This window comes from Shewanella decolorationis S12 (genome assembly GCF_000485795.1).
GTDB lineage: Bacteria > Pseudomonadota > Gammaproteobacteria > Enterobacterales > Shewanellaceae > Shewanella > Shewanella decolorationis.
Genome location: NZ_AXZL01000053.1, coordinates 1 through 20863 on the forward strand (window position 1 = coordinate 1; position 20863 = coordinate 20863).

The 20863-nt window shown below is 48.6% G+C and carries 16 protein-coding genes and 1 pseudogene; 9 read left to right on the top strand and 8 right to left on the bottom strand.

Annotated elements, in window-relative coordinates; genetic code table 11:
- The first annotated feature begins 299 nt into the window (after window positions 1–299).
- Complete coding sequence (locus tag SHD_RS05115) at window positions 300–1805, top strand: DUF3300 domain-containing protein (RefSeq protein WP_023266123.1); 1506 nt, start codon at window positions 300–302, stop codon at window positions 1803–1805.
- Between the two features lie 55 nt (window positions 1806–1860).
- On the opposite strand, the gene SHD_RS05120 is transcribed toward SHD_RS05115, so the two are convergent.
- Together SHD_RS05120 and SHD_RS05125 are read right to left on the bottom strand one after the other, a co-directional pair.
- Window positions 1861–2337 carry a hypothetical protein gene (locus SHD_RS05120; protein ID WP_023266124.1) on the bottom strand — a complete coding sequence of 159 codons (477 nt, stop codon included), beginning with the start codon at window positions 2335–2337 and terminating at the stop codon, window positions 1861–1863.
- A 75-nt stretch (window positions 2338–2412) separates the two neighbouring features.
- Window positions 2413–6042, bottom strand: a pseudogene (locus tag SHD_RS05125) (EAL domain-containing protein).
- Between the two features lie 632 nt (window positions 6043–6674).
- Between SHD_RS05125 and SHD_RS05130 the strand changes: the two are divergent.
- The 6 genes from SHD_RS05130 (at window position 6675) to cyoE (ending at window position 12104) form a co-directional block, all read left to right on the top strand.
- Window positions 6675–6995, top strand: a complete 321-nt coding sequence (locus tag SHD_RS05130; RefSeq protein WP_023266127.1) for a hypothetical protein — start codon at window positions 6675–6677, stop codon at window positions 6993–6995.
- Between the two features lie 189 nt (window positions 6996–7184).
- Entirely contained in the window at window positions 7185–8213 is a 1029-nt protein-coding gene (gene cyoA, locus SHD_RS05135; RefSeq protein WP_011624544.1) for a ubiquinol oxidase subunit II, read from the top strand.
- A gap of 2 nt (window positions 8214–8215) precedes the next feature.
- The gene (cyoB, locus tag SHD_RS05140) at window positions 8216–10195 is read left to right on the top strand and encodes a cytochrome o ubiquinol oxidase subunit I (RefSeq protein WP_023266129.1); all 1980 of its coding nucleotides are present in this window, start codon (window positions 8216–8218) and stop codon (window positions 10193–10195) included.
- Window position 10196: 1 nt separating this feature from the next.
- Complete coding sequence (cyoC, locus tag SHD_RS05145; protein WP_011718747.1) at window positions 10197–10817, top strand: cytochrome o ubiquinol oxidase subunit III; 621 nt, start codon at window positions 10197–10199, stop codon at window positions 10815–10817.
- Window positions 10817–11158 (top strand): cytochrome o ubiquinol oxidase subunit IV, encoded by a 342-nt coding sequence (cyoD, locus tag SHD_RS05150; RefSeq protein WP_023266130.1) that lies wholly within the window; start codon window positions 10817–10819, stop codon window positions 11156–11158. The genes cyoC and cyoD overlap by 1 nt, the downstream gene beginning before the upstream one ends.
- A gap of 13 nt (window positions 11159–11171) precedes the next feature.
- The gene (gene cyoE, locus SHD_RS05155) at window positions 11172–12104 is read left to right on the top strand and encodes a heme o synthase (RefSeq protein ID WP_023266131.1); all 933 of its coding nucleotides are present in this window, start codon (window positions 11172–11174) and stop codon (window positions 12102–12104) included.
- 346 nt (window positions 12105–12450) lie between these two features.
- Here the strand turns inward: cyoE and SHD_RS05160 are convergent, their stop codons facing one another.
- From SHD_RS05160 to SHD_RS05170, 3 genes are all read right to left on the bottom strand, one after another.
- Entirely contained in the window at window positions 12451–12903 is a 453-nt protein-coding gene (locus SHD_RS05160; protein WP_052030972.1) for a hypothetical protein, read from the bottom strand.
- 92 nt (window positions 12904–12995) lie between these two features.
- Window positions 12996–13370 carry a hypothetical protein gene (locus tag SHD_RS05165; RefSeq protein ID WP_023266133.1) on the bottom strand — a complete coding sequence of 125 codons (375 nt, stop codon included), beginning with the start codon at window positions 13368–13370 and terminating at the stop codon, window positions 12996–12998.
- A 125-nt stretch (window positions 13371–13495) separates the two neighbouring features.
- Window positions 13496–14242: a class I SAM-dependent methyltransferase gene (locus tag SHD_RS05170; RefSeq protein WP_023266134.1), complete on the bottom strand. Its 747-nt coding sequence runs from the start codon at window positions 14240–14242 to the stop codon at window positions 13496–13498.
- A 265-nt stretch (window positions 14243–14507) separates the two neighbouring features.
- Between SHD_RS05170 and SHD_RS05175 the strand changes: the two genes are divergently transcribed.
- Together SHD_RS05175 and SHD_RS05180 are read left to right on the top strand one after the other, a co-directional pair.
- Window positions 14508–16772, top strand: a complete 2265-nt coding sequence (locus tag SHD_RS05175; protein ID WP_023266135.1) for an EAL domain-containing protein — start codon at window positions 14508–14510, stop codon at window positions 16770–16772.
- A 92-nt stretch (window positions 16773–16864) separates the two neighbouring features.
- Window positions 16865–17710: a 23S rRNA (adenine(2030)-N(6))-methyltransferase RlmJ gene (locus SHD_RS05180; RefSeq protein ID WP_023266136.1), complete on the top strand. Its 846-nt coding sequence runs from the start codon at window positions 16865–16867 to the stop codon at window positions 17708–17710.
- Between the two features lie 378 nt (window positions 17711–18088).
- Here the strand turns inward: SHD_RS05180 and SHD_RS05185 are convergent, their stop codons facing one another.
- From SHD_RS05185 to SHD_RS05195, 3 genes are read right to left on the bottom strand one after another with little or no spacing between them, the layout of a single operon-like run.
- The gene (locus SHD_RS05185; protein WP_023266137.1) at window positions 18089–18808 is read right to left on the bottom strand and encodes a lytic transglycosylase domain-containing protein; all 720 of its coding nucleotides are present in this window, start codon (window positions 18806–18808) and stop codon (window positions 18089–18091) included.
- Window positions 18808–19836: a DUF3137 domain-containing protein gene (locus tag SHD_RS05190; protein WP_023266138.1), complete on the bottom strand. Its 1029-nt coding sequence runs from the start codon at window positions 19834–19836 to the stop codon at window positions 18808–18810. Before SHD_RS05190 ends, SHD_RS05185 begins: the two co-directional genes overlap by 1 nt.
- Before the next feature lie 50 nt (window positions 19837–19886).
- Window positions 19887–20453 (bottom strand): LemA family protein, encoded by a 567-nt coding sequence (locus SHD_RS05195; RefSeq protein ID WP_011624553.1) that lies wholly within the window; start codon window positions 20451–20453, stop codon window positions 19887–19889.
- Window positions 20454–20863: the final 410 nt, after the last annotated feature.

A 20863-nucleotide genomic window follows, 5' to 3' on the forward strand; every position in this document is an offset into this window, starting at 1 on the left:
TGACGAGTGACAAAGAGCAAGGGCTTGCCAGACGAACCCTTCGGGCAGCATTTGGCTGGCTTTTCTGCCGCGTTATCGTCCGTTTATGTAGACTAACTACACGGCACGGACTTTGCCTTGCATTAAAGCCAGCCAAATTGCTGCAAAAATAACCCTGAAACGTCAACACGCCCTAATGAGTTAGCTAAAATTTGTGCTGCTATTGGCATTTTTACCACACAAAATACTTTCAGCTTATGTTCATATTCACGCGCCTATGATGCCAATAACATCCTCAAATAGGATTATTGGAGCGAACCATGAACAGATTACATCGATGGAAATGGCTGGTGTTATCGGCGGCATTAGTTGCCCTGCCGTTCACTGCGCCAACTCAAGCCGCAGGCGTATCAGTCAGCCAAGGTTCAAGTGCTTCACTGAGCCAAGCCGAACTCGAACAGATGCTTGCGCCCATTGCACTCTACCCCGATAGTTTATTGAGCCATATTTTGATCGCCTCCACCTATCCACTCGAAGTGGTACAGGCGCAGCGTTGGTTAGAGGATAACCCTAAGTTATCGACCGACGAGGTGATGTCTCGCACCGAAGACAAGGACTGGGATCCGAGTGTTAAAGCCCTTATGGCATTCCCCAACGTCTTAGAGAAAATGAGCGAAGACTTAGATTGGACGCAGAAACTCGGCGAAGCCTTTTTAGCCGACGAAGGCCAAGTGATGGATGGCATTCAATCGCTCAGACAACAAGCGGATAAAGCCAACAGTTTGGCCAATATGGACAACATGGCGGTGACCCGTGCGAACAACCAGATCATCATAGAACCCGCAAGGCGCGAAGTAGTGTATGTGCCCTACTATGATCCCCGCGTGGTTTATGGCACTTGGCGCTGGGGCGTGGCCTACCCCCCAGTTTATTGGGAGTTTGGTGGCTATGTGGGCTACCCTTACCGCCCAAGTCATAGTTACTTTTACTGGTCACCCGGGATCCATATTTCCTTTAACTACTTCTTTAGCTCGTTCCATTGGCACAGCCACAGAGTCGTCGTTGTCGATCACCGTCACTCCCACCACTATCGCCCAAGGGAGCGGTACTCAGTCAGCTATGGTGCTCAACCTTGGAAACATAAACCCGAGCACAGACGCGGCGTGGTTTACCACAATCCCGTGGTGAAAGAGCGCTACTACGGCGATAGTAAGTTCCGTGGCCGTGATTCCCACTCCAGTGGCAGTGGTCAGCACTTTACCAGCCAATATGCCAAATCGAGGGAACACCAAGACGCACGTTATAACCGCGACAACAAGGGCTATGACAAGCGCCAAGATAAGGACAGAAGTAACAACCTAAGCCGCGACAATCACTACAGCCGCGAGCGTACGCCTAGCTTCCAAAATACTCAGGCCGAGTTAAAAGAGCGCCGCGTGGCACCGACAAACTCGGCGCAAACCAAAAGAGAAGGTTACCAGAAAGAGCGTAACGACAATTTCCGTCAGGATAATCAAGTAAGACAAGCGCAGGCAAAAGCGACGAGGGAACAAACCAAGGACAGCCCACAGCGCCAGTATCAGACTCGAGAGCAGCAACCGCGCAGCTTTGAGCCTCGCACTCAGCCGCAGAGACCGGAAGCTCGCCCTGAAGTGAGACGCGCCGAACCGCAACGTATGGAGCAGCCTCGCCAAGCGCCGCCAAGACAGCGGGAAGAGAATCGAGTCAGGCAGAATGATTCACGCCAAAATATGCAGATGGCCCGCAGCCCTGAGCATAACCAAGGCAGATCGGCACAGAGCCAAGAGCGCCGCAACAGGGAATAATCTCAACCAATAAAAAGAGCGCGAATATTCGCGCTCTTTCTTTATGTTCAAATAGCTAAAACTTGAGGGTCAAAGACTGGCCTTCACCCATGCCCTGCCATTCGATGGTCAGTTCCATTATCTCATTGATAATATGTTCAAAGTCCGCTTGAGATACCTCTGGCAGCGCAAGTTTACGGTTGCTACAGCTTTGCTCTAGCAGGTATAAAAACCCGGCATAGGTCGGCGTATCGGCTGACCACAGCAAAGATTGCAGGGATTCGACAATCGACTCGGTTTGCCAAATTAAGGTTTTATCCGCGACGGCTAAGGAGGCTTCGTTGTGCTCAAGGGAAAAACTGATATCGGCGCCTGCGCGCACTTGGGCGAAAAATGCGCCCTGAATATGCAGTCGTTTTTCAACGACATAATGGATCATGTCATGGGGAGCTATGCCCTGCTCGGGCATTTGTGTTTGGGTTGCGCTGCCATCCATGCGCACGCAACGTAATTGACCATAACGCTTCGAACCTTTGGTGAAGATAACTTGCATAAAGCCGTCCTTAGTTTATCCATCTTTCCATCGCCGGATTTAGCCAAGTATAGTTCTAAATGGATAAAAAACGGCTTAAAAATTGCGCTCGATAAAACGCGAACAGTCTTCGGCCGCCAAGGGTTTACTAAAGTAATAACCCTGCACTAAATCGCAGCCCATGCCCGATAACAGCACCAGTTGCGCCTCATTCTCGACCCCTTCGGCCACGACGGTCAGCCCCAACTCATGCGCCATTGAAATCGTTGCCGCACTGATGGCGGCATCGTTCGGATCGCTCTCGATATCCTTCACAAAAGAGCGGTCTAACTTGAGTCTGTCTAAGGGCAATAACTTCAAGTAAGAGAGTGACGAGTAACCCGTGCCAAAGTCATCAATCGCCAATTCGATACCATGCTGACGCAACTCGGCCAGTAACTTGGCATTTTGCTCGGGATACTGCATGGCCACGCTCTCGGTGATTTCAAGCTCGAGCGCCCCTTTGGGCAACTTATGCTTGGCAAGCACGTTGATGATATCGAGCACGATAGTGTCCTTACGCAATTGATGAGCCGAGAGATTGACCGCCATCCGCAGCCCTTTGGCGCCCTTCTCTCGCCACTCGGCTAGCTGCGCCAACGCCTGCTCTAACACCCATTGGCCGATGGGGATGATCATGTCGATCTCTTCGGCGATAGGGATAAAGCGATCAGGAGCCACCAGGCCCTATTCGGGGTGTTGCCAACGGATCAGCGCCTCGACGCCGACCATTTGCCCGGTATTGATATCGATTTGCGGCTGATAGTGCAGCCGCAACTCATCACGGGCAATCGCCTGCCTGAGTCCGGTTTCGATTTGTTGACGCTCGGTCACTAAGGTGTTCATGGCGGCGGTGAAAAACTGATAGTTATTACGCCCCGCCGCTTTGGCACGGTACATGGCCATATCGGCATTTTTCATGAGCGCCTCAACACTGTCACCATCGGTTGGGAACAGGCTAATGCCTATGCTGGGTGATGAATGCAGCGGCTTGTTATCTATGGTGTAGGTTTGATTCAAACCACTGCGTAGGGCTTCTGCCACCTTAGCCACCTCGTCATGGTCCGTATCGGACAACACCACCACGAACTCATCGCCGCCCAAGCGCGCGACAATATCATCGCTGCTCACAATACTCTTCAGCCGCCGCGCTACTTCGAGCAACAGCATATCGCCGACATGGTGTCCCAAGGTGTCGTTGATATTTTTGAAGTGATCCATATCGATAAACATCACGGCAATCTGGGTCTGACTGACAAAGGCTTCTTTGAAAACCGTCTCTAACCGCGATTGCAGACTCAAGCGGTTCGGCAGCAGAGTCAAAGAGTCGTGGTGCGCCAGGAAGTGAATGCGCTCCTCATTGACTTTGCGTTCGCTGATATCGGTAAAACTACCGATGTAATGGCTGACAGACCCCGTCTCATCCCGCACGACAGACATCATCAACCATTTAGGGAAATCAAATCCCTCCTTGTGTCTGTCCCACACCTCACCCTGCCAGAATCCGGTCTGTTCCAGGGCGGCTCGCACTCTAGCATCATTGCTACGGTCGGTCCGCTCAGCTTCGAGGAAGCGGCAGTTTTTGCCGATGATCTCATCTCGGGTGTATCCGGTAATTTGGGTAAAAGCACTATTCACATCCACGATAATGTCATTCGCGTCCATGATGGTGATGCCTTCGCCGCTTTGCTGGAATACCTGAGCCAGCAGGTTAACCCTAGCCACGGTGCGTTCCTGCTCGGTAATGTCCTCCACAATAAACAGGATAAGTTGCTCGCCATTGGCCGCAGTGACCAAGGAGCCATTTAACCTCACGGCCACCATTTGCCCGCCCTTATGGCGATAATGCTTCTGGTAGGGGCCGTAGCGGCGAGTCTGCTTAAGGCGTTCGAGCTGCTCGGTTTCACTCACCCGATAACGGATAGGCGTAAGCTCCCAAGGATCGAGTGTCTGCAACTCTTCGAGGGTATAACCGGTAATATCCATAAAGGCTTGGTTGATGGCGACAAACTGCCCGTCCTCTAGCCGTTTTAAGGCGTGGCCCACGGGCGCCTTATCGAACAGGGTGCGATACCTTTGTTCACTCTCGATCAAGGTCGCTTGGAAAGTCTGGCTACGGGCGATCTCCTTAGAGAGTGCCATGGTTTTTTCCGCCACCTTTTCGGCGATGCGGTGCCGCTCCCCGGAAGATACTAAGGTCATACCGCCGACAACCGCGCAGGTGATAAACGCCAGCAGTAGCATCAGCAGCGATAGACTAAAGGTGTCGCCCATCAGCTCGGAATAGGACTCGTAGATAACGATATGCCAATGCCTATCGGCCAGCATTAAGTTGGCCTGATAATACTGGCCCATCTTATCGCTTTGTATGTTCCCCTGAAACTGAGGGAAGGACTTCTGGCTATTGGCGTAGAGTAAGGCTCCGCCAGCACTCATGTCTGTGAGTCGCCAGTGCAAACCTTTGACCTGCTCCACCGCGTTGATAATCGATTGCAGGTCGATCACCGCCGAGCAAAAGCCCTTGATATTGCCTAAGCGGTCGAAGACGGGGGCAATAAACAGCGTCCCGCCCGGCCCATTTGGATCCTCCGCCAGTTGAATTTTTCCGGTCATCACAGGTGACAGTGTGGCGCGGACTTTGGCAATCGCCGCCGCCCTTGTCGGTTCGCCATTAAGGTCAATACCCAAGGCGGCACGGCTGGTGTTTATCGGTTGCACAAACTTAATCGGCACTAACCAACCGTCGGGATTGGGTTGCCCATTGGCTAAGTATCGAATGCGGTATGATTCGCCAATCTCGGCGCGGGTGGCGGCCTCGAAACTGTCTTTATCGGTCGCGGCAATCAGCGGTGACCAAGCCCAAGCCCGAAACCCATCTAATTGCAGTTGGTTGCGCTTACCAAACTGGATAAATTCATCCTGAGACACCTGCTCGCTATTATCGAATAAACTCGCGAGCGCAATCACTTGCTGAAGATTCGACACCTGAAAACTTTCAACATTGCTAATAATGGCATTGGACTGAATTTGAAATTTATCCTGCAGCTGCTGCCGCTGGTTCATATCCGAGTAGTAATAAATGCCGACACAGAATAAAAAGCCAACAAACAGTGGTAACCCAGTCTGAATCCGCCTTGAGCGCCAAATGGAGCGCTGATCGAAGATCAACATCGTCAGCGGAATAAAGATCACCGCTCCGAGTAAGTCCCCAAGCCACCAATTAATCGTGCTGCCAAAGACATCCTTGATGGGGATGGTGCCATGGGCGGCCAAGGCGGCATTACCAAAGAGGGTCGCAATCATGCAGGTTAACGAGAGGCTGAGGCAGGACTTAATGACAGTGTTGGGTCTATCTAAGGTCACTAAGGGGTCGATACGGCGGATCACATTGGCAGAAACATAGGCCTGTAAACTCGATGCCGCAGCAATCACTAAGGGCAGCCAACCGAGATGGATCTCACCACCGATATTGATGTTAATCAGCCAAGAGCCGACCAAGATACCAAACCAGGGCGAATACTTGCTCCATATCAGGCAGGAGGCAATGGCAATACCCGCCGCAGGCCAAATGGCAGCCGAATAACCGGGAGGTAAGGCAATCAACAAACCGATTTTGCCAACGACAAAGTAAGCCAAGGCAACGAGTAGATTGACCTTAAGGTAGTGAGCAAATGCTTTGATATCCAATCCCTTTTTATTACTAAGCCGCAACTCAGATAGGTCACATAATGCCTTAATCTACAAATCAATCTCAAGCTTAGTAAAAGCTAATCATCAATTCTATTGTCGGTCACCAGCATAAACGCTTCATTAACTGTCGGTTTGCCGCGGCGAATTCTGCTAGACTCACGCCAAATCTTAAGCGCAGCCAAAGGATGGGCATTAACGAGTGGGGAGGTTAACCCGCATCAATGCGGTAAAGATAATTCCGTGAAATGGGGCGCAAGCGCAGCGAGTTTAGGTGATTTTTCCAGCTCAAATTGTTTACATTTAACCCAAGGCGTTTTCTGATGCAGCTCACATTAACCCTATTTTTTGCGAGTGTAATGAGTATAAATTCAGTTAATTTTGTTAATTATTTGTTTTATTATGGTTTTAATTAAGGTTTTTTTAATGCAAAAGCCGTTTTGAGCCGGGGATCCACTTTCAATCAATCCCCGCTTCTTGTTATCCTCCCGCCCGCACAAAAAAGTTGCAGCTTGAATTTTTATTCAGCCAACAATTTCCTCTCGTTCAGCCGGACCTGTTAATTGAAATTCGCACTCAGCCAATTTATCGCTGAAGGATTGAATCTCGTAGCGAGGTTCTCCCACTTCAGTATGACAAACTTAGCCCTGATCTTCGGGTTACTGTTTGTGCTGCCCGCTGCTGACTTAGTGTCGGTGATGGTCGGTGGCTGTATCGACATAGGTGAGTTAATCACCCTGAGCGATGGATTTTTAATCGAGTTTTTCGGCGCCACGCTGCTGAGCATATTACTGCTCAACCCCCAGATTATTAAGCAATTGTGGAATCTGTTCGACAATGGCTTCAAGTTTTTCAACAGCTTAGATTTAACTAATGCTGCCCTGTTTTTAGCACCCCCAAGGCTAAAATCCCTCGAGCACCTTGCGCACGGTTGTCGCGCCCCACCATTGTAACTCTCTGTTTTAAAATTCAAATTTAGCATTAAGCGCTGAAAGTCGATCCTCAATCTTGCATTGGGGTGGCAGGCATTTTTTGTGCCGCGCTCGAGCCACTTTCGGATTTGCCTTCGGATAACGCCGCTCAATGCTACTGCCAATCTCTCTGGGCAGAGTTGTAAACCTTAGGGTTAGAGGAATCTTCCTTTGTTAATTCGAAATTTAAGTAAAGTAGCATTCGCGGCGATAGCCCTGATGCTCGCAGGCTGTGATGGCGGCGTATTGGATCCCAAGGGCCAGATCGGTGTCGATGAAAAGCACCTGATCATCATCGCTACCCTACTCATGCTGATTGTGGTTATCCCCGTGATCTTCATGACTTTGTTCTTCGCATGGAAATACCGCGATGGCCGAGATCATGAGGTTTACGCCCCTAAATGGTCCCATTCAAGCGCGATTGAAACCGTGGTTTGGATTGTGCCTATTGTGATCGTATTGATTTTGGGCGTGATCACTTGGGGTTCAACCCATGATCTCGACCCTTACAAACCACTCGAACACGAGGCCAAGCCAATTACGGTTGAAGTGGTTTCTATGGACTGGAAATGGTTGTTTATCTATCCAGAACAAGGTGTTGCATCGGTAAACGAACTGGCTTTCCCAGCGAACGTACCAGTGAACTTTAAGATCACCTCTGATACCGCAATGAACTCTTTCTTTATCCCGCAGTTAGGTAGCCAAATCTACTCAATGGCTGGGATGACGACTAAGTTGCACCTGATTGCCAACGAACCCGGTACCTATGACGGTATTTCCGCTAACTATAGCGGCGCAGGTTTTGCGGGCATGAAGTTTAAAGCCATTGCCACGCCAACGGCAGCCGACTTCGATGCTTGGGTAGCCAAGGCAAAACAACAGGCGACTAAGACCTTAGACTCTGCGACTTACCAAGCCTTAGCACAGAAGAGTGAAAACAATCCTGTTGAATACTTTGGCTCAGTTAGTCACGGCATGTTCGATCAAATCGTTATGCAATACATGCACATGGACTCAAACGAGCACATGGCAGGCCATGAAGGTATGGAACACATGAGTGCCGACCACAATATGGCTGGCATGCACCACGATATGGCGCATATGGCGAGCGAACAGAAGATGGCCGACATGGAAAGCTCAACCCATTCTGACACTTCATCAACAGAACACTCATCCACTCACCAAGTGGAGGCGGAGTAATCATGTCTTTTCTCGGTAAATTAAGCTTAGATGCGATCCCGTATCATGAGCCTATCATCATGGTGACCCTTGCGGTTGTTGCCGTGATAGGCCTGTACGTCGCAGCCTTGATCACTAAACACAAAAAATGGGGCGTGCTTTGGCACGACTGGTTAACCTCGGTTGACCATAAACGCCTCGGTATCATGTACATAGTACTTGCCTTCATCATGCTGATCCGCGGTTTTTCCGACGCCATCATGATGCGTACCCAACAGGCACTGGCCACCAATGGCGCCGCAGGTTATCTGCCGCCAGAACATTACGACCAAATCTTCACTGCCCACGGCGTGATCATGATTATCTTTATGGCGATGCCATTTATGATCGGTCTAATGAACTTAGTGCTGCCACTGCAAATCGGTGCCCGCGACGTTGCCTTCCCCTTCTTGAACAACCTCAGCTTCTGGTTAACCGCGTCTGGTGCCGTGCTGATCAATATTTCATTAGGTTTAGGTGAATTCGCCCGTACCGGTTGGGTAGCTTACCCGCCGTTGTCTGAGCTGGCTTACAGTCCGGGCGTTGGGGTCGATTACTATATCTGGGCGCTGCAGATTTCGGGGATAGGGACAACCTTAACTGGGGTCAACTTTATCGCGACTGTGCTTAAGATGCGCGCCCCAGGCATGAAGCTGATGCAAATGCCTATCTTCACTTGGACTTGTACTTGGGCCAACATCCTGATCGTGGCGTCGTTCCCGATCCTGACCGCAGTTTTAGCGCTGTTAACACTCGATCGCTACATGGGTTTCCACTTCTTCACCAATGATGGTGGTGGTAACGCCATGATGTATATCAACCTGTTCTGGGCTTGGGGTCACCCTGAAGTGTACATCCTGATTTTACCTGCGTTCGGTATCTTCTCGGATGTGATTTCAACCTTTACCTCTAAGCGTCTGTTCGGCTATTCCTCAATGGTATGGGCCAGTGGCGCGATTTCGATCCTCGGTTTTATCGTGTGGTTACACCACTTCTTTACCATGGGCTCTAGCGCCAACGTCAACGCCTTCTTCGGCGTGATGACCATGGTGATTGCGGTCCCGACTGGGGTAAAACTGTTTAACTGGTTGTTCACCATTTACCGCGGCCGCCTGCGCTTAACAGTGCCAGTGCTGTGGACCTTAGGCTTTATGGTGACTTTCACCATTGGTGGTATGACGGGCGTATTATTGGCCGTACCTGGCGCCGACTACGTACTGCACAACAGCTTGTTCCTGATCGCTCACTTCCATAACACCATTATCGGTGGTGCCGTGTTCGGTTACTTAGCTGGTTTTGCTTACTGGTTCCCGAAAGCGACGGGTTTCCACTTAAATGAGCGTTTAGGTAAAGCGTCATTCTGGTGCTGGCAGATTGGTTTCTATGTAGCCTTTATGCCGCTGTATGTACTCGGTTTTATGGGTATGACTCGCCGTATCAACCACATTGATAACCCAGCATGGAACATGTGGATCTATATCGCTGCCGTGGGTGCTTGCATCATCATGGTCGGTATCATTCTGCAATTCGTGCAACTGTACGTGAGTATCCGTGACCGCGACCAAAACCGTGACACCACGGGCGACCCATGGAATGGCCACACGCTGGAATGGTCAACCGCATCACCACCACAGTTCTACAACTTTGCTAAGTTGCCACAAGTGTCTGATATCGATGCCTTTACCGATGCCAAAGAAAAAGGCACCGCCTATCAACGCCTCAAACACTATCAGCCAATCCATATGCCGAAAAATACCCCGAGCGGTATCTTAATGGCGCTGGGCATTACTGCCGCTGGTTTTGCTGCAATTTGGCACATTCTGTGGCTCGCGATTGTGGGCATGGTGGGCGCGTTTATCGTGTTCTTATTCCGTGCTTATAACAACGATGTCGACTATTACGTTCAACCCGATGAAGTGGCACGCATTGAAAATGCTCACTTAAACAATGTAGTAAGGGGCTGATATGAGTGTTGCAATCCCAGCTGATTTAGAAGTTGCTCACGCCGAGGAGCACCACGAGCACCATGATACGGGTGGCAACACCCTGTTTGGTTTTTGGCTCTACCTGATGACCGACTGCATCCTGTTTGCATCGGTATTCGCCACCTACGCCGTGCTCTATATGAACACCGACGGCGGTGTATCGGGTAAAGACATTTTCGAACTGGACTTTGTGCTGATCGAAACCGCAGCCCTGCTGCTCAGTAGTATTACCTATGGTTTCGCGTTGATTTTCGCTAAGCGCCACAACAAGGCGGCAACCCTCACTTGGTTAGCCATTACCTTTGCACTGGGCTGTGTGTTTATCGGCATGGAAGTCTATGAGTTCCATCACCTGATTGAACATGGCAACGGCCCACAACGCAGCGCCTTCCTGTCATCTTTCTTCACCTTAGTGGGCATGCACGGCTTGCACGTGACCGCAGGGTTAATTTGGATGGCAATCATGATGATTGAAGTCGCCAAAACGGGCTTAGGCAACCGCAGCATCACTCGCTTGAGCTGCTTAAGCTTGTTCTGGCATTTCCTCGACATCGTGTGGATTTGCGTATTCACCGTTGTGTACTTATTGGGAGCATTGTAATGGGCGCACATACTCATTCGCATGATCATAGCCATGGCGCAGACGATCTGGCCGCCAGCATCAAGTCCTACTTAGTCGGTTTTGTGCTGTCAGTGGTGTTAACTGCCATCCCATTCTGGGCGGTAATGACCCATCACTTCGAGCAATCGACGACGCTTGCCATCGTCGTTGTCACGGCACTGGTGCAGATTTTGGTACACCTTAAGTACTTCCTACACTTGGACTTCTCTAAGGAAGGCAAGATCAACACCTTCTCCTTCCTATTTACCGCGCTGATCATCGTGATGGTGGTTGGCTTGTCGGTATGGATCATTCTCGAAGCTAACGCTTTGATGATGTAACGAGACACAGCAAATGAACACACAAGCTAGATTGACATCGACGCAATGGAAAGCACGCTTCAAAGGGTATGTACAGGTAACTAAGCCTGGCATCATTTTCGGGAATCTGATTTCCGTTGCTGGCGGTTTCCTATTGGCCGCTAAGGGCGATGTGGATCTGGTCTTGATGCTGGCAAGCTTAGTGGGATTATCCTTAGTCGTCGCCTCAGGCTGTTCGATTAATAACTGTATTGACCGTGACATTGACGCCAAAATGCAGCGCACCTGCAAACGCGTCACCGTCACGGGCGAAATTCCCCTAAGCCATGTCTTGCTGTTTGGCATCGCCTTAGGCGTACTTGGATTTGGCACCTTAGCTCTGTTCACTAATGCCTTAGCCCTGCTGTTTGCCGCTATTGGCTATGTCGTTTATGTCGGGATTTATAGCCTCTATATGAAGCGAAACTCGGTTTACGGCACCTTAGTCGGCAGCTTTTCGGGCGCAGTACCGCCCGTGGTGGGCTATTGCAGCGTGACGGGGCAAATGGATATGGGCGCAGTGATTTTATTACTGATGTTCAGCCTCTGGCAGATGCCACACTCTTACGCCATCGCGATTTTCCGCTTTAATGACTATGCAGCCGCGAAGATCCCCGTGCTGCCAGTCGCCGAAGGGATGGCCAAGGCGAAGCACCATATAGTGCTCTATATCGCAGTGTTCGCCTTGGTCAGCACCATGCTGCCACTTGCAGGTTACACAGGCACCGCCTTTATGGCCGTGACCTGTGCCACCAGCCTCTGGTGGCTAACAATGGCCCTCAAAGGTTATCGTCAAGATGTGGATATGCCACGTTGGGCCAGACAAGTGTTTGGTTTTTCAATTATTACCATCACAGCACTCAGTGTAACCATGGCGCTGGATTTTCAAGCGGTCAGTCAAACCCCACTGTTTACCTTAGTGCGATAAACATAACCTTTATTCAAAAACAAAAGCGCTAACCTAGGTTAGCGCTTTTTTATTGCCTTAATCCTCAATAACTAAGGGACAAGAGGGCGTTAAAAATGGATGGAAAAACAACTGAGTGACCTGTGACTAAAAGCCCTATATGCAATCAACGAGTTATAGGTGGACCATGGTATTTGCTCACCGACACACAGCTAGTCCATCCTTGGATGCTCGACCGCCCCGTCCATGGGGCGGACGGTCGGCTCGCTAATCACCATGGCTACTTTTTTAGCATTCGCGTAATCTGTAAGTATCAAGAAAATACACCGTCAATAATGACCACAATGAACGATGCTGGCAGACTTAGTTATACGACTAATTTCACTTCATAACATTCAATATCGGCAACTATGTCCTCTAGCAGCTCTTTGTCTGCAGCCAAACTTGATCCCTTAAGCTGCAACATCCAATTCTCATACAGTCGCAACACGGCTTCTCTCTCATTTTCAGGCCATGTAGCCCATCCGCCATACTCTAGCTTTGCGAGAAACAATCCAAAATCACATGGTGCGTTCCAATAATCCGTTACGTACAACTCAAAAATGCGGGGCAAAAAGTGTTTGAAATCGCCTACGTCACCAAATGTTGTCATGATTTTAAGGATAAATAGTTGAAGATCGTCCCAAGAAAGCTGGGTTAACTTTTTTGTGTGCAATAAAGAATCTAAATTTTGCAATTCACAATGAGAGCACCCTTCAATTTGCAATTTAAGAGGGTAACCACTAAATGTGCTGTATAAATTACTAATTTGAGTATTCATCGAATCGTATAACACCAAAAATCGGTACACGCTTTTTTGCGCATCCGGTGCCGAAGACACCTATTTGATTGCTTTTTCAAGCTTTAGTTTTATTAGAATATTTCCATAACCAAAGAATTCCCTTGTGGCGGAAAATTGAAAATGACAGATTCGAACTGACTTTCGATTGTTTCAATACTAATGGAGTCTCCACTCTCGAACATGATACTCAACAACGAAGGACTCATTAATTTGGCACTTTTCGCACGCTGCCGACAAAGAGCACCCCATGGGCCTGCATTCGGCGCATCATCCCATTCGTAGGACATACCATCTATTGAAGCAAACACACGCTCGCAGCATTGGATGCCAAAATCAACAAATTGGATAGTAAAACCATATGAAGCCAAATGAATAGACTCTACAAATTGCAGTTCCTTGAAGTACTCATTCAATAACTCAACGATTTCTTCATTAAACAACTTCATACTCAATCCGATTGAAGGTTAGTGCCTGAATCATCTTTACATTCGGCAGAATTATTTTGCCAGCCTACTTAAGAATGCCGTCCACGACACAAATTCAAATGTATAACGATTTAACACTCGGCTAGTTACTTCATTGCCGATTTTACATAGACATCGAAGCGGTTTTTCTTAGTTTCGATAACCATGCTGGGCTTAACGCCAGCGAGGTCTTCGGCATAATCGGGGCGCTTCACCACTACACGCTTACTGGCTAGAGCCATGGCGGGTGCGAGCAATCCATCGGCGTCGAGATCCGCACCGACTAAGGTTTGAAAGACTCGCATTTCTTTTTTGACTAAGGCTGATTTGTCACGGTGAGGGTACATAGGGTCGAGGTAGACGACATCGACCTCTTGCTCTAATTTGGCGAGTGCTTCGAGGCTAGAACCATGGAAAAGCTGCATACGTTCACGCATCCAGTCGCCGATTTCGGCATCTTGATAGGCACGGCGCAGGCCGTCTTCTAATAATGCGGCCACTACAGGATGGCGCTCTACCATAGTCACAGTGCAGCCTAAACTTGCCAGCACAAAGGCATCGCGACCCAGGCCCGCTGTACCATCGACCACTTTTGGGGTAACGCCCTGCTTTAATCCAACAGCCTTAGCAATCGACTGCCCACGACCGCCACCAAACTTGCGTCTATGGGCAACCGCGCCAGTGACAAAATCCACAACTATGCCATCGAGCTTAGGCTCATCGCGCTTATGTAGCGTCAAGGTGTCTGATTCAAAACGCAATTCGAATGGCGCATCGGCATCAAACACCAGTTGCCAGCGGGCACAAATGTCCACAAGAGTTGGAAATTGCTGATTAAAAAAAATCGGAGTCACAGGCTATCTTCAAAGCAACAAAATGATGGCTATTATGCCTAAAAATCTGCTTCGTGAATATGTAACTCAGTCAATCATCTTGTTAATGCTCATTATTCTATGAGTCAATTTGTCTAAGCCACCTTAGGTAAACTCAAACATGAGTCACAGTGTAATTAACTGATTGATAAAGGCAAAAATCTATTTATATAACAGTTTAGCGATTTGTGTTATATGTTTTGTTCCGAGCCAACCTTGCGACTTCCATACGGAATAAGGACATTTTTTGCTTAACTGGCTGAAAGGTTTTTTGTTTATCAGGGATAAAGACTTTTTAAACCCCGATAGAACCATATTAAAAACCAGTTTATTGCGGATTATTTTGCTAAGTGGTGCCATTCTGACCACCAGCATAGTGCTGCATAGCTCATTGATCGCATATGAACTCAACCTCAGCTTTATTATTGGCATTACGGTCAGTTTTTTAACCGTCTTATTTCTCGCATTATGGTTTACCCGTCGGTATTTGCTGGCGAGCTCAATCAGCTTGCTGGCCATGGTGGTTGCGGCCTGCTTGGCAATACTGTTGTTTATTCCAGATTTTACCTTGTCGCAGGCAGGCATTACCTTCCTGTATACGCTGCCGCTGATGGCGCTTTTCCTGTTTGGTAGAAAAGTCGCCTTCTGGATGATGTGCTTCAATGTGCTGCCTTTCTTATTGCTGCTGCGTAACCAGAATCTCCCGCCTATTGTCGATGTCGATATTAGCCTGCCAGCGACCCACGCTTACCTCAACGGGCTGTTGTTTATGTTTTTCAATATTTGTATCCCGTTGTCGGCCATGCGGTTGTTAAAAACCCAGAAAGTCCATGCGCAGCAAATGATCCAGCATCAACACGCGCTGCAACGCTCTTTAGATCAATATGCAGAAATCTTTGACAATAATGGCACGGCCTCCTTCTTCTGTAATGAAGATGGAGTGATCCTCAACTTGAATAATGCGGCAAAACAAATCGCAGGAGATGTCACACTTAATCGCACTCGCCTGTGTGATATTTTTGAAGTGGACCAAGATACCAGTACGAATTTGTTGGCCGCCTCATTCCATACCCGTTTAAGGCACAATAGCGGCAGCCGATATCTACTACAAAAAGCCTCATTAGAGCACCATGATACCTTGCTGTTTCACTGCCACGATATCACGGCACAAGCCAATCATGAGCTCGAACTCAATCGACTCAAAAAGCACCATATCAGTACCCATTTTTACGATTTAGTCACAGCCCTACCCAACGAGAACCACTGGTATAACCCGACACCAAGTACTGCCCACCAGGAAATGACAGTCGCCCTAGTTAAGATCGATAATCTAAGCCAAATTAATGCCGCCTTTGGCATCAGCGTGGGAGATGCCATCCTCAAAGCCTTTGCCTTAGAGCTTAAAGAGCGCTTCGGCCATCAGGCCAAAATATATCGTTTTAGAGGTGCATCCTTTGCCCTGGAATTTACCGAACTTCCACTCATCTCGCCAGAGACGCTCGCACCGCAATTACGTCTTCGCATTCCGACAAGTTTAAAACTTAAGCAAGAACAACAGATTGAATACCATTTAGAGTGCCGCGTTGGCTGTAGTTCTGGCCATAAATCCGCTCCGCAGCAAGCCGCCGAGCAATGCTTGATTGCCATTAAACAAACCACCCAAGCCAACCCAGTTATGGTGTATTACGTTGGCTTGATTAACAATTTACTTGAGGCATCCTCGCAAGAAAGCAAAATCCGCGACGCGCTAAAACACAACCGACTGGAAATGTGGCTGCAACCAAAAGTGTTGGCAGATGGGCATATTATTAGCTTTGAAGCGCTCGCCAGAATGTTCGACAAAGACGGCAGTATGATCATGCCCAGCACCTTTATCCCCATCATAGAGTCATCGCAGTTGCAGGCGATTTTCGCCATTAAAGTGTTTAGGCAATTACTTCAATTGATCCGTGCTTGGCCCAAAAATGTCCCTATGACTAAGATTGCCTTCAACCTATCGGGACAAGATATTTTGTCGGATCGATTCTTCAAGGTACTGATCCAGACATATATTAACCATCCCGAACTCATTCCAATTTTAGAAATTGAAATCACCGAAACCTCAGTGTTTTCCACCCACAAAGAAACTGGCAGACGCTTAAACACACTCGCGAGAATGGGCGTTTCCATTGCGATCGACGATTTCGGCACAGGCCATGCTTCCTTGAGCCAGCTGATTGACATAAGCGCCGATACAATAAAAATTGATCGCTACTTTGTCAGCCAGCTCGGCATTAGCGAGCGCCACACGCAAATTGTCAACGCGGCAATTCTGTTGGCAAAGAGTTTAAAACTGCATGTTATTGCCGAGGGGATTGAAACTGAAACCCAATTGATACAGCTCACAGCACTGGGGTGTGAACAATTCCAAGGCTACTTATTTGGCAAACCTGCACCAGCCTCGTTGTGGCTAAAAACCTATCAAATGCAAACCCCAACCCACTGGTTAGCACAGAAAAAAACGGCTAACTGAGGCATTCGTTTTACGCTTTAAGGCATCCTAGGTATAATTGCCCACATGCGTTTGCCTCCCTTTGCATTGTTTGCAAATAACTAGGATCCTCCATGTTAAGTTACCGCCACGGTTATCACGCCGGCAATTATGCCGATGTGCTGAAACACGCTATTTTGCTGCAAACTTTGCAGTTAATGCATAAGAAAGATAAACCCTTAGTCTATATCGATACCCATGCGGGTGCCGGTGGTTATGCGTTAACGGATGAGTTTGCTCAGAAGACGGGTGAATACCTCGAAGGCGTAGCTAAGCTTTGGAATAAAACCGATCTGCCAAAATCCCTGCAGGATTATGTAGATGCGGTGCGTCACTTTAATGAAGACAATCCAGAAGAACTCAACTTTTACCCAGGTTCTCCTGCCATTATCGATATGGATCTTGGGCCGAAGGATCGTATGCTGCTGCACGAGCTGCACGGTACCGATCATCTGCTGCTGGATGAGTATTTCGAGCAGGATAAGCAGGTAAAAGTCATCAAGGGCGATGGCCTTAAAGGATTGATTGCTGCGGTACCGCCACTTGAGCGCCGCGCACTGGTACTTGTCGATCCCAGTTATGAGATTAAGACCGACTATCAAACGGTCGCCGAGACCTTAATCAAGGCACACAAACGCTTTGCCACGGGCGTATTTATGCTCTGGTATCCCGTAGTCAACCGCGCGCAGACGGAAGAAATGCTTTCCCGCTTAGCCGGCAGCGGCATTAAGCGCCAGTTACGTATCGAACAGGCAATCAAGCCGGACTCCAATGAATTTGGCATGACAGCCGCAGGACTATGGGTGATTAACCCACCTTGGCAACTGGATGAAATCGCGACTGAGATGCTCGATTATCTCGGCAAAAACTTAGGCCAAGCCGATGGCAATGTCATCGTTAAATGGGAAGTTGGCGAATAAGCCAATCCTATTGCGTCATCACCGCATGCAGCAGAGCAGCGTCACCTTAGGGCGTGTTGGCGTTTCGAGATTAAATTTTGTTCTTTCTAGCAAGCTCGTACTCGCGAAATGAGGAATCAAGTGTAGTTATTCTACTCAAATGACGAGCGGCTCTTATTACAGAAAGTAAGAGCAAGGGCTTGCCAGACGAACCCTTCGGGCAGCATTTGGCGGGCGTTTCTGCCGCGTTATCGTCCGTTTATGTAGAATAACTACACTACACGGACTTTGCCTTGCATAAACGCCCGCCAAATAGCTGCAAAAATAATCCTGAAACATCAACACGCCCTTAGTCCGCTGCTTTTGTTTTTAAGCATTAAATAGGTCGTGGCTGTGTTGCTAGACTTTGGCGCTGCGGTAACGTTTTAGCAGAATTTGCACCCGTTCCACATAGGCTTGGGTTTCTGGATAGGGAGGAATACCGTTGTATTGGGTCACTGTGGTTGGCCCCGCATTGTAGGCGGCGCAGGCCAATGCAATATCACCATTGAACTGTTTTAGCATTTGCGCCAAATACTTACTACCGCCGAGAATATTCTCCTCCGGCAAAAAGGCATTGGTCACGCCCATTTCTTTGGCGGTTTCGGGCATTAATTGCATCAGGCCCATTGCGCCAGTACGTGACAAGGCTCTGGCATTAAAGGCCGATTCGGCGTGGATCACGGCGCGGATAAGTGCCGGGTCTAATTGATGTTTATGAGCCGCACGACTGATCAAGCTATCGTAATTGCGGGTAAACAGCCGAATACCATTCCAGTCAATTTTGGAGTCAGGACGACAGGCAAAGCAGTCATAGAGCAGGATTTGATACTCATTGGTGGTCGGCGCTTTATCGGTAAAAGCCGTGACACCATTGGCCTGTAGATATTGATAAACTTTGACTTTTTCTTGCCCAGTGTTACTCACAATACCGCTTTCAGAATAACGAGCCACAATACGAGGCTTAGGCTTGGCTTCATCGGCAAACGCGGCCGCAACACTTCCCCAAGCCAACCACAAACCAAGGCTAATGATGGCTATCGACTTAAGGCAAAGTGGCGAAGAATGCGTTGCTGGCATCAAAGTCCCGTGTGTTCGTTTAGTTTAAGTACTTCAATAATAGCAAAGAGTTGCTTCATCTCACGGTTTAACTGGCTAAATTCGGCCGAAAAATTAGCACTGTCGAAGATAGATTGCATCTGGAAACGACTACGGCGATTTGGCAAAAACAAGATCAAACGATTGCGGAAGAAGGCGCATTGAATATCTCCATCGAAGGATTTAGCCAATTGCTGCAAGCGCTCCATAAAGGCGGTATTGAGCAAATAGCGCGACTCGATTTGATCCGTTGAAAACACATCGAACTCTTTTTCGAACAGGGGATCTTCAAGCTTCACCCTCTGCAGCCCTGAGTGGCTGTCGGATAAGAAATTTGCCAGCCCACCGCGATCCTTCAATACCACGGTATGACCAATAAATTGCTTATGGCTACTCAGCTCAACCACAGTGCCGCGAAAGCGGGTTTCGGTGCGGGTCACGGTGCGGCGTTTATTGCCGTCCCACTCCTCCACCCGTACGTCTTTGGTCAGGGTTAACTCATTGACGACTAACTCGATGCCCTTGTATTGGCCTTGAATATAATCACCAAAGCTCGCCTTATCGTAATTGGGTAGCACCTTAGCGGCACTGAGGCGATTCATGTCGAGGCGCATCTCGCGGTTGTAGATAAAATCCTCACCAAAGTACTTAAACATGATGGGATAAATTTCTTGCTGTACTTGCCGCTTAAACTGCCGAGTCGGTGTAAAACTCCAAAAACCTAATCCCAATAGCGCGACCAACGGCAGCGGAAACAGCATGAGTCCACGGCTATGTCCCAATAGCGCTAACAGCACGAGACCTGCGACTATCGCCAAACTAAGATATAAGCGTTTACGTGTCGCCTTAAGGCTGTTGACGCGCTTAGTTTCATAGCGGGCGGCGAGCGGCGCCAGTTGGGTATCGTAGTACTCCTGCAGCGACGCCCTATCCGAAGCGTCGGCCGACAATCTTGCCGCCTGCCGCTGAGCCTTGATGGTACTACCTAAGATAAAGGTGAGTATATTCATTCAGTTAATATGTTTGCGGAGCCTATCTTGGCCCCGCAAATATCGAAGGATTACAGATAATCCGCCGCGTCTATCGGCGCTTTAGAGGCTTCATTCACCTCGTAGAATGGCATCACCTTAATGTTTGCCATCGACGCAATAATCGACCCGGGGAAAATCTCAACGGCGGTATTTAACTCAGACACTGCCGAGTTATAGAAACGGCGGGCAGCGGAGATATGGGCTTCAACCTCGTTATAGGTTTGCATCGCCTCGAGCATAGTATTGTCCGACTTCAGCTCGGGATAGCTTTCAACGCTCACCATCAAGGCACCCATTTTATCGTTCAGCTTCTCGGCTTGCGCGATATGCTCTTTCACCGCATTCGGATCTGTCTTGTTGTAATTGCGGGTTAATTGCGTGCGTAGCTCAGTGATTTCAGTGAGTAATGATTTTTCATGATCCATAAATCGCTTGGCGATTTTGAGGATATTGGGCACAAGATCGGCGCGCTTGGCTAACTGCACATCGATTCCCGACAGGGCTTCGAGGGCGGTATTGCGCTTTTTGACTAGGCTGACGTACCAAAGGTAGGTGACGATAAAAATCAGCGCTAATCCTAATAACAGTTTGTCCATCTTCCATCCTTAGGGTTTGTTCTTAGTCTCAACGGGTACAGCTAAACATAAATGGCCAAGAATTTCATCTAAAGCGATAGCTAACGCAATGAAATATTAGCTTTAGCTACTCTGGTCAGAGCATTAAACAACAAAATGACCAGCGAGATTATTCAGCTTGGATACAGAAAAACTAGGCTATAGTGTATATGCACAACGTTAAGAGCAACCTTTTTGCTCGTGAATACTGGACTCCTCGTGAGTCCATTTTTTTTACCCCGCATTTCCCCCCATAATCCGCCGCACAGCCCCAGTTGCAACATTTAAGTTTCAATTAAAGCTTAACCATCATACTTTTCGGCCAATTTTTTAACTTTCACCTTAGCGATAATCCAACCACTTGGGCCAGACATAGCTCTGCCAAGTACGCC

What these genes read in the sequence shown, in the direction of transcription:
- cyoB (WP_023266129.1), top strand. Translation starts at nt 8,216, where the DNA reads ATGTCTTTTCTCGGTAAATTAAGCTTAGATGCGATCCCGTATCATGAG.
- cyoE (WP_023266131.1), top strand. Translation starts at nt 11,172, where the DNA reads ATGAACACACAAGCTAGATTGACATCGACGCAATGGAAAGCACGCTTC.
- SHD_RS05160 (WP_052030972.1), bottom strand. Translation starts at nt 12,903, where the DNA reads ATGAATACTCAAATTAGTAATTTATACAGCACATTTAGTGGTTACCCT.
- SHD_RS05180 (WP_023266136.1), top strand. Translation starts at nt 16,865, where the DNA reads ATGTTAAGTTACCGCCACGGTTATCACGCCGGCAATTATGCCGATGTG.
- SHD_RS05190 (WP_023266138.1), bottom strand. Translation starts at nt 19,836, where the DNA reads ATGAATATACTCACCTTTATCTTAGGTAGTACCATCAAGGCTCAGCGG.
- cyoD (WP_023266130.1), top strand. Translation starts at nt 10,817, where the DNA reads ATGGGCGCACATACTCATTCGCATGATCATAGCCATGGCGCAGACGAT.
- cyoC (WP_011718747.1), top strand. Translation starts at nt 10,197, where the DNA reads ATGAGTGTTGCAATCCCAGCTGATTTAGAAGTTGCTCACGCCGAGGAG.
- SHD_RS05195 (WP_011624553.1), bottom strand. Translation starts at nt 20,453, where the DNA reads ATGGACAAACTGTTATTAGGATTAGCGCTGATTTTTATCGTCACCTAC.
- SHD_RS05120 (WP_023266124.1), bottom strand. Translation starts at nt 2,337, where the DNA reads ATGCAAGTTATCTTCACCAAAGGTTCGAAGCGTTATGGTCAATTACGT.
- SHD_RS05165 (WP_023266133.1), bottom strand. Translation starts at nt 13,370, where the DNA reads ATGAAGTTGTTTAATGAAGAAATCGTTGAGTTATTGAATGAGTACTTC.
- SHD_RS05185 (WP_023266137.1), bottom strand. Translation starts at nt 18,808, where the DNA reads ATGCCAGCAACGCATTCTTCGCCACTTTGCCTTAAGTCGATAGCCATC.
- SHD_RS05115 (WP_023266123.1), top strand. Translation starts at nt 300, where the DNA reads ATGAACAGATTACATCGATGGAAATGGCTGGTGTTATCGGCGGCATTA.
- SHD_RS05130 (WP_023266127.1), top strand. Translation starts at nt 6,675, where the DNA reads ATGACAAACTTAGCCCTGATCTTCGGGTTACTGTTTGTGCTGCCCGCT.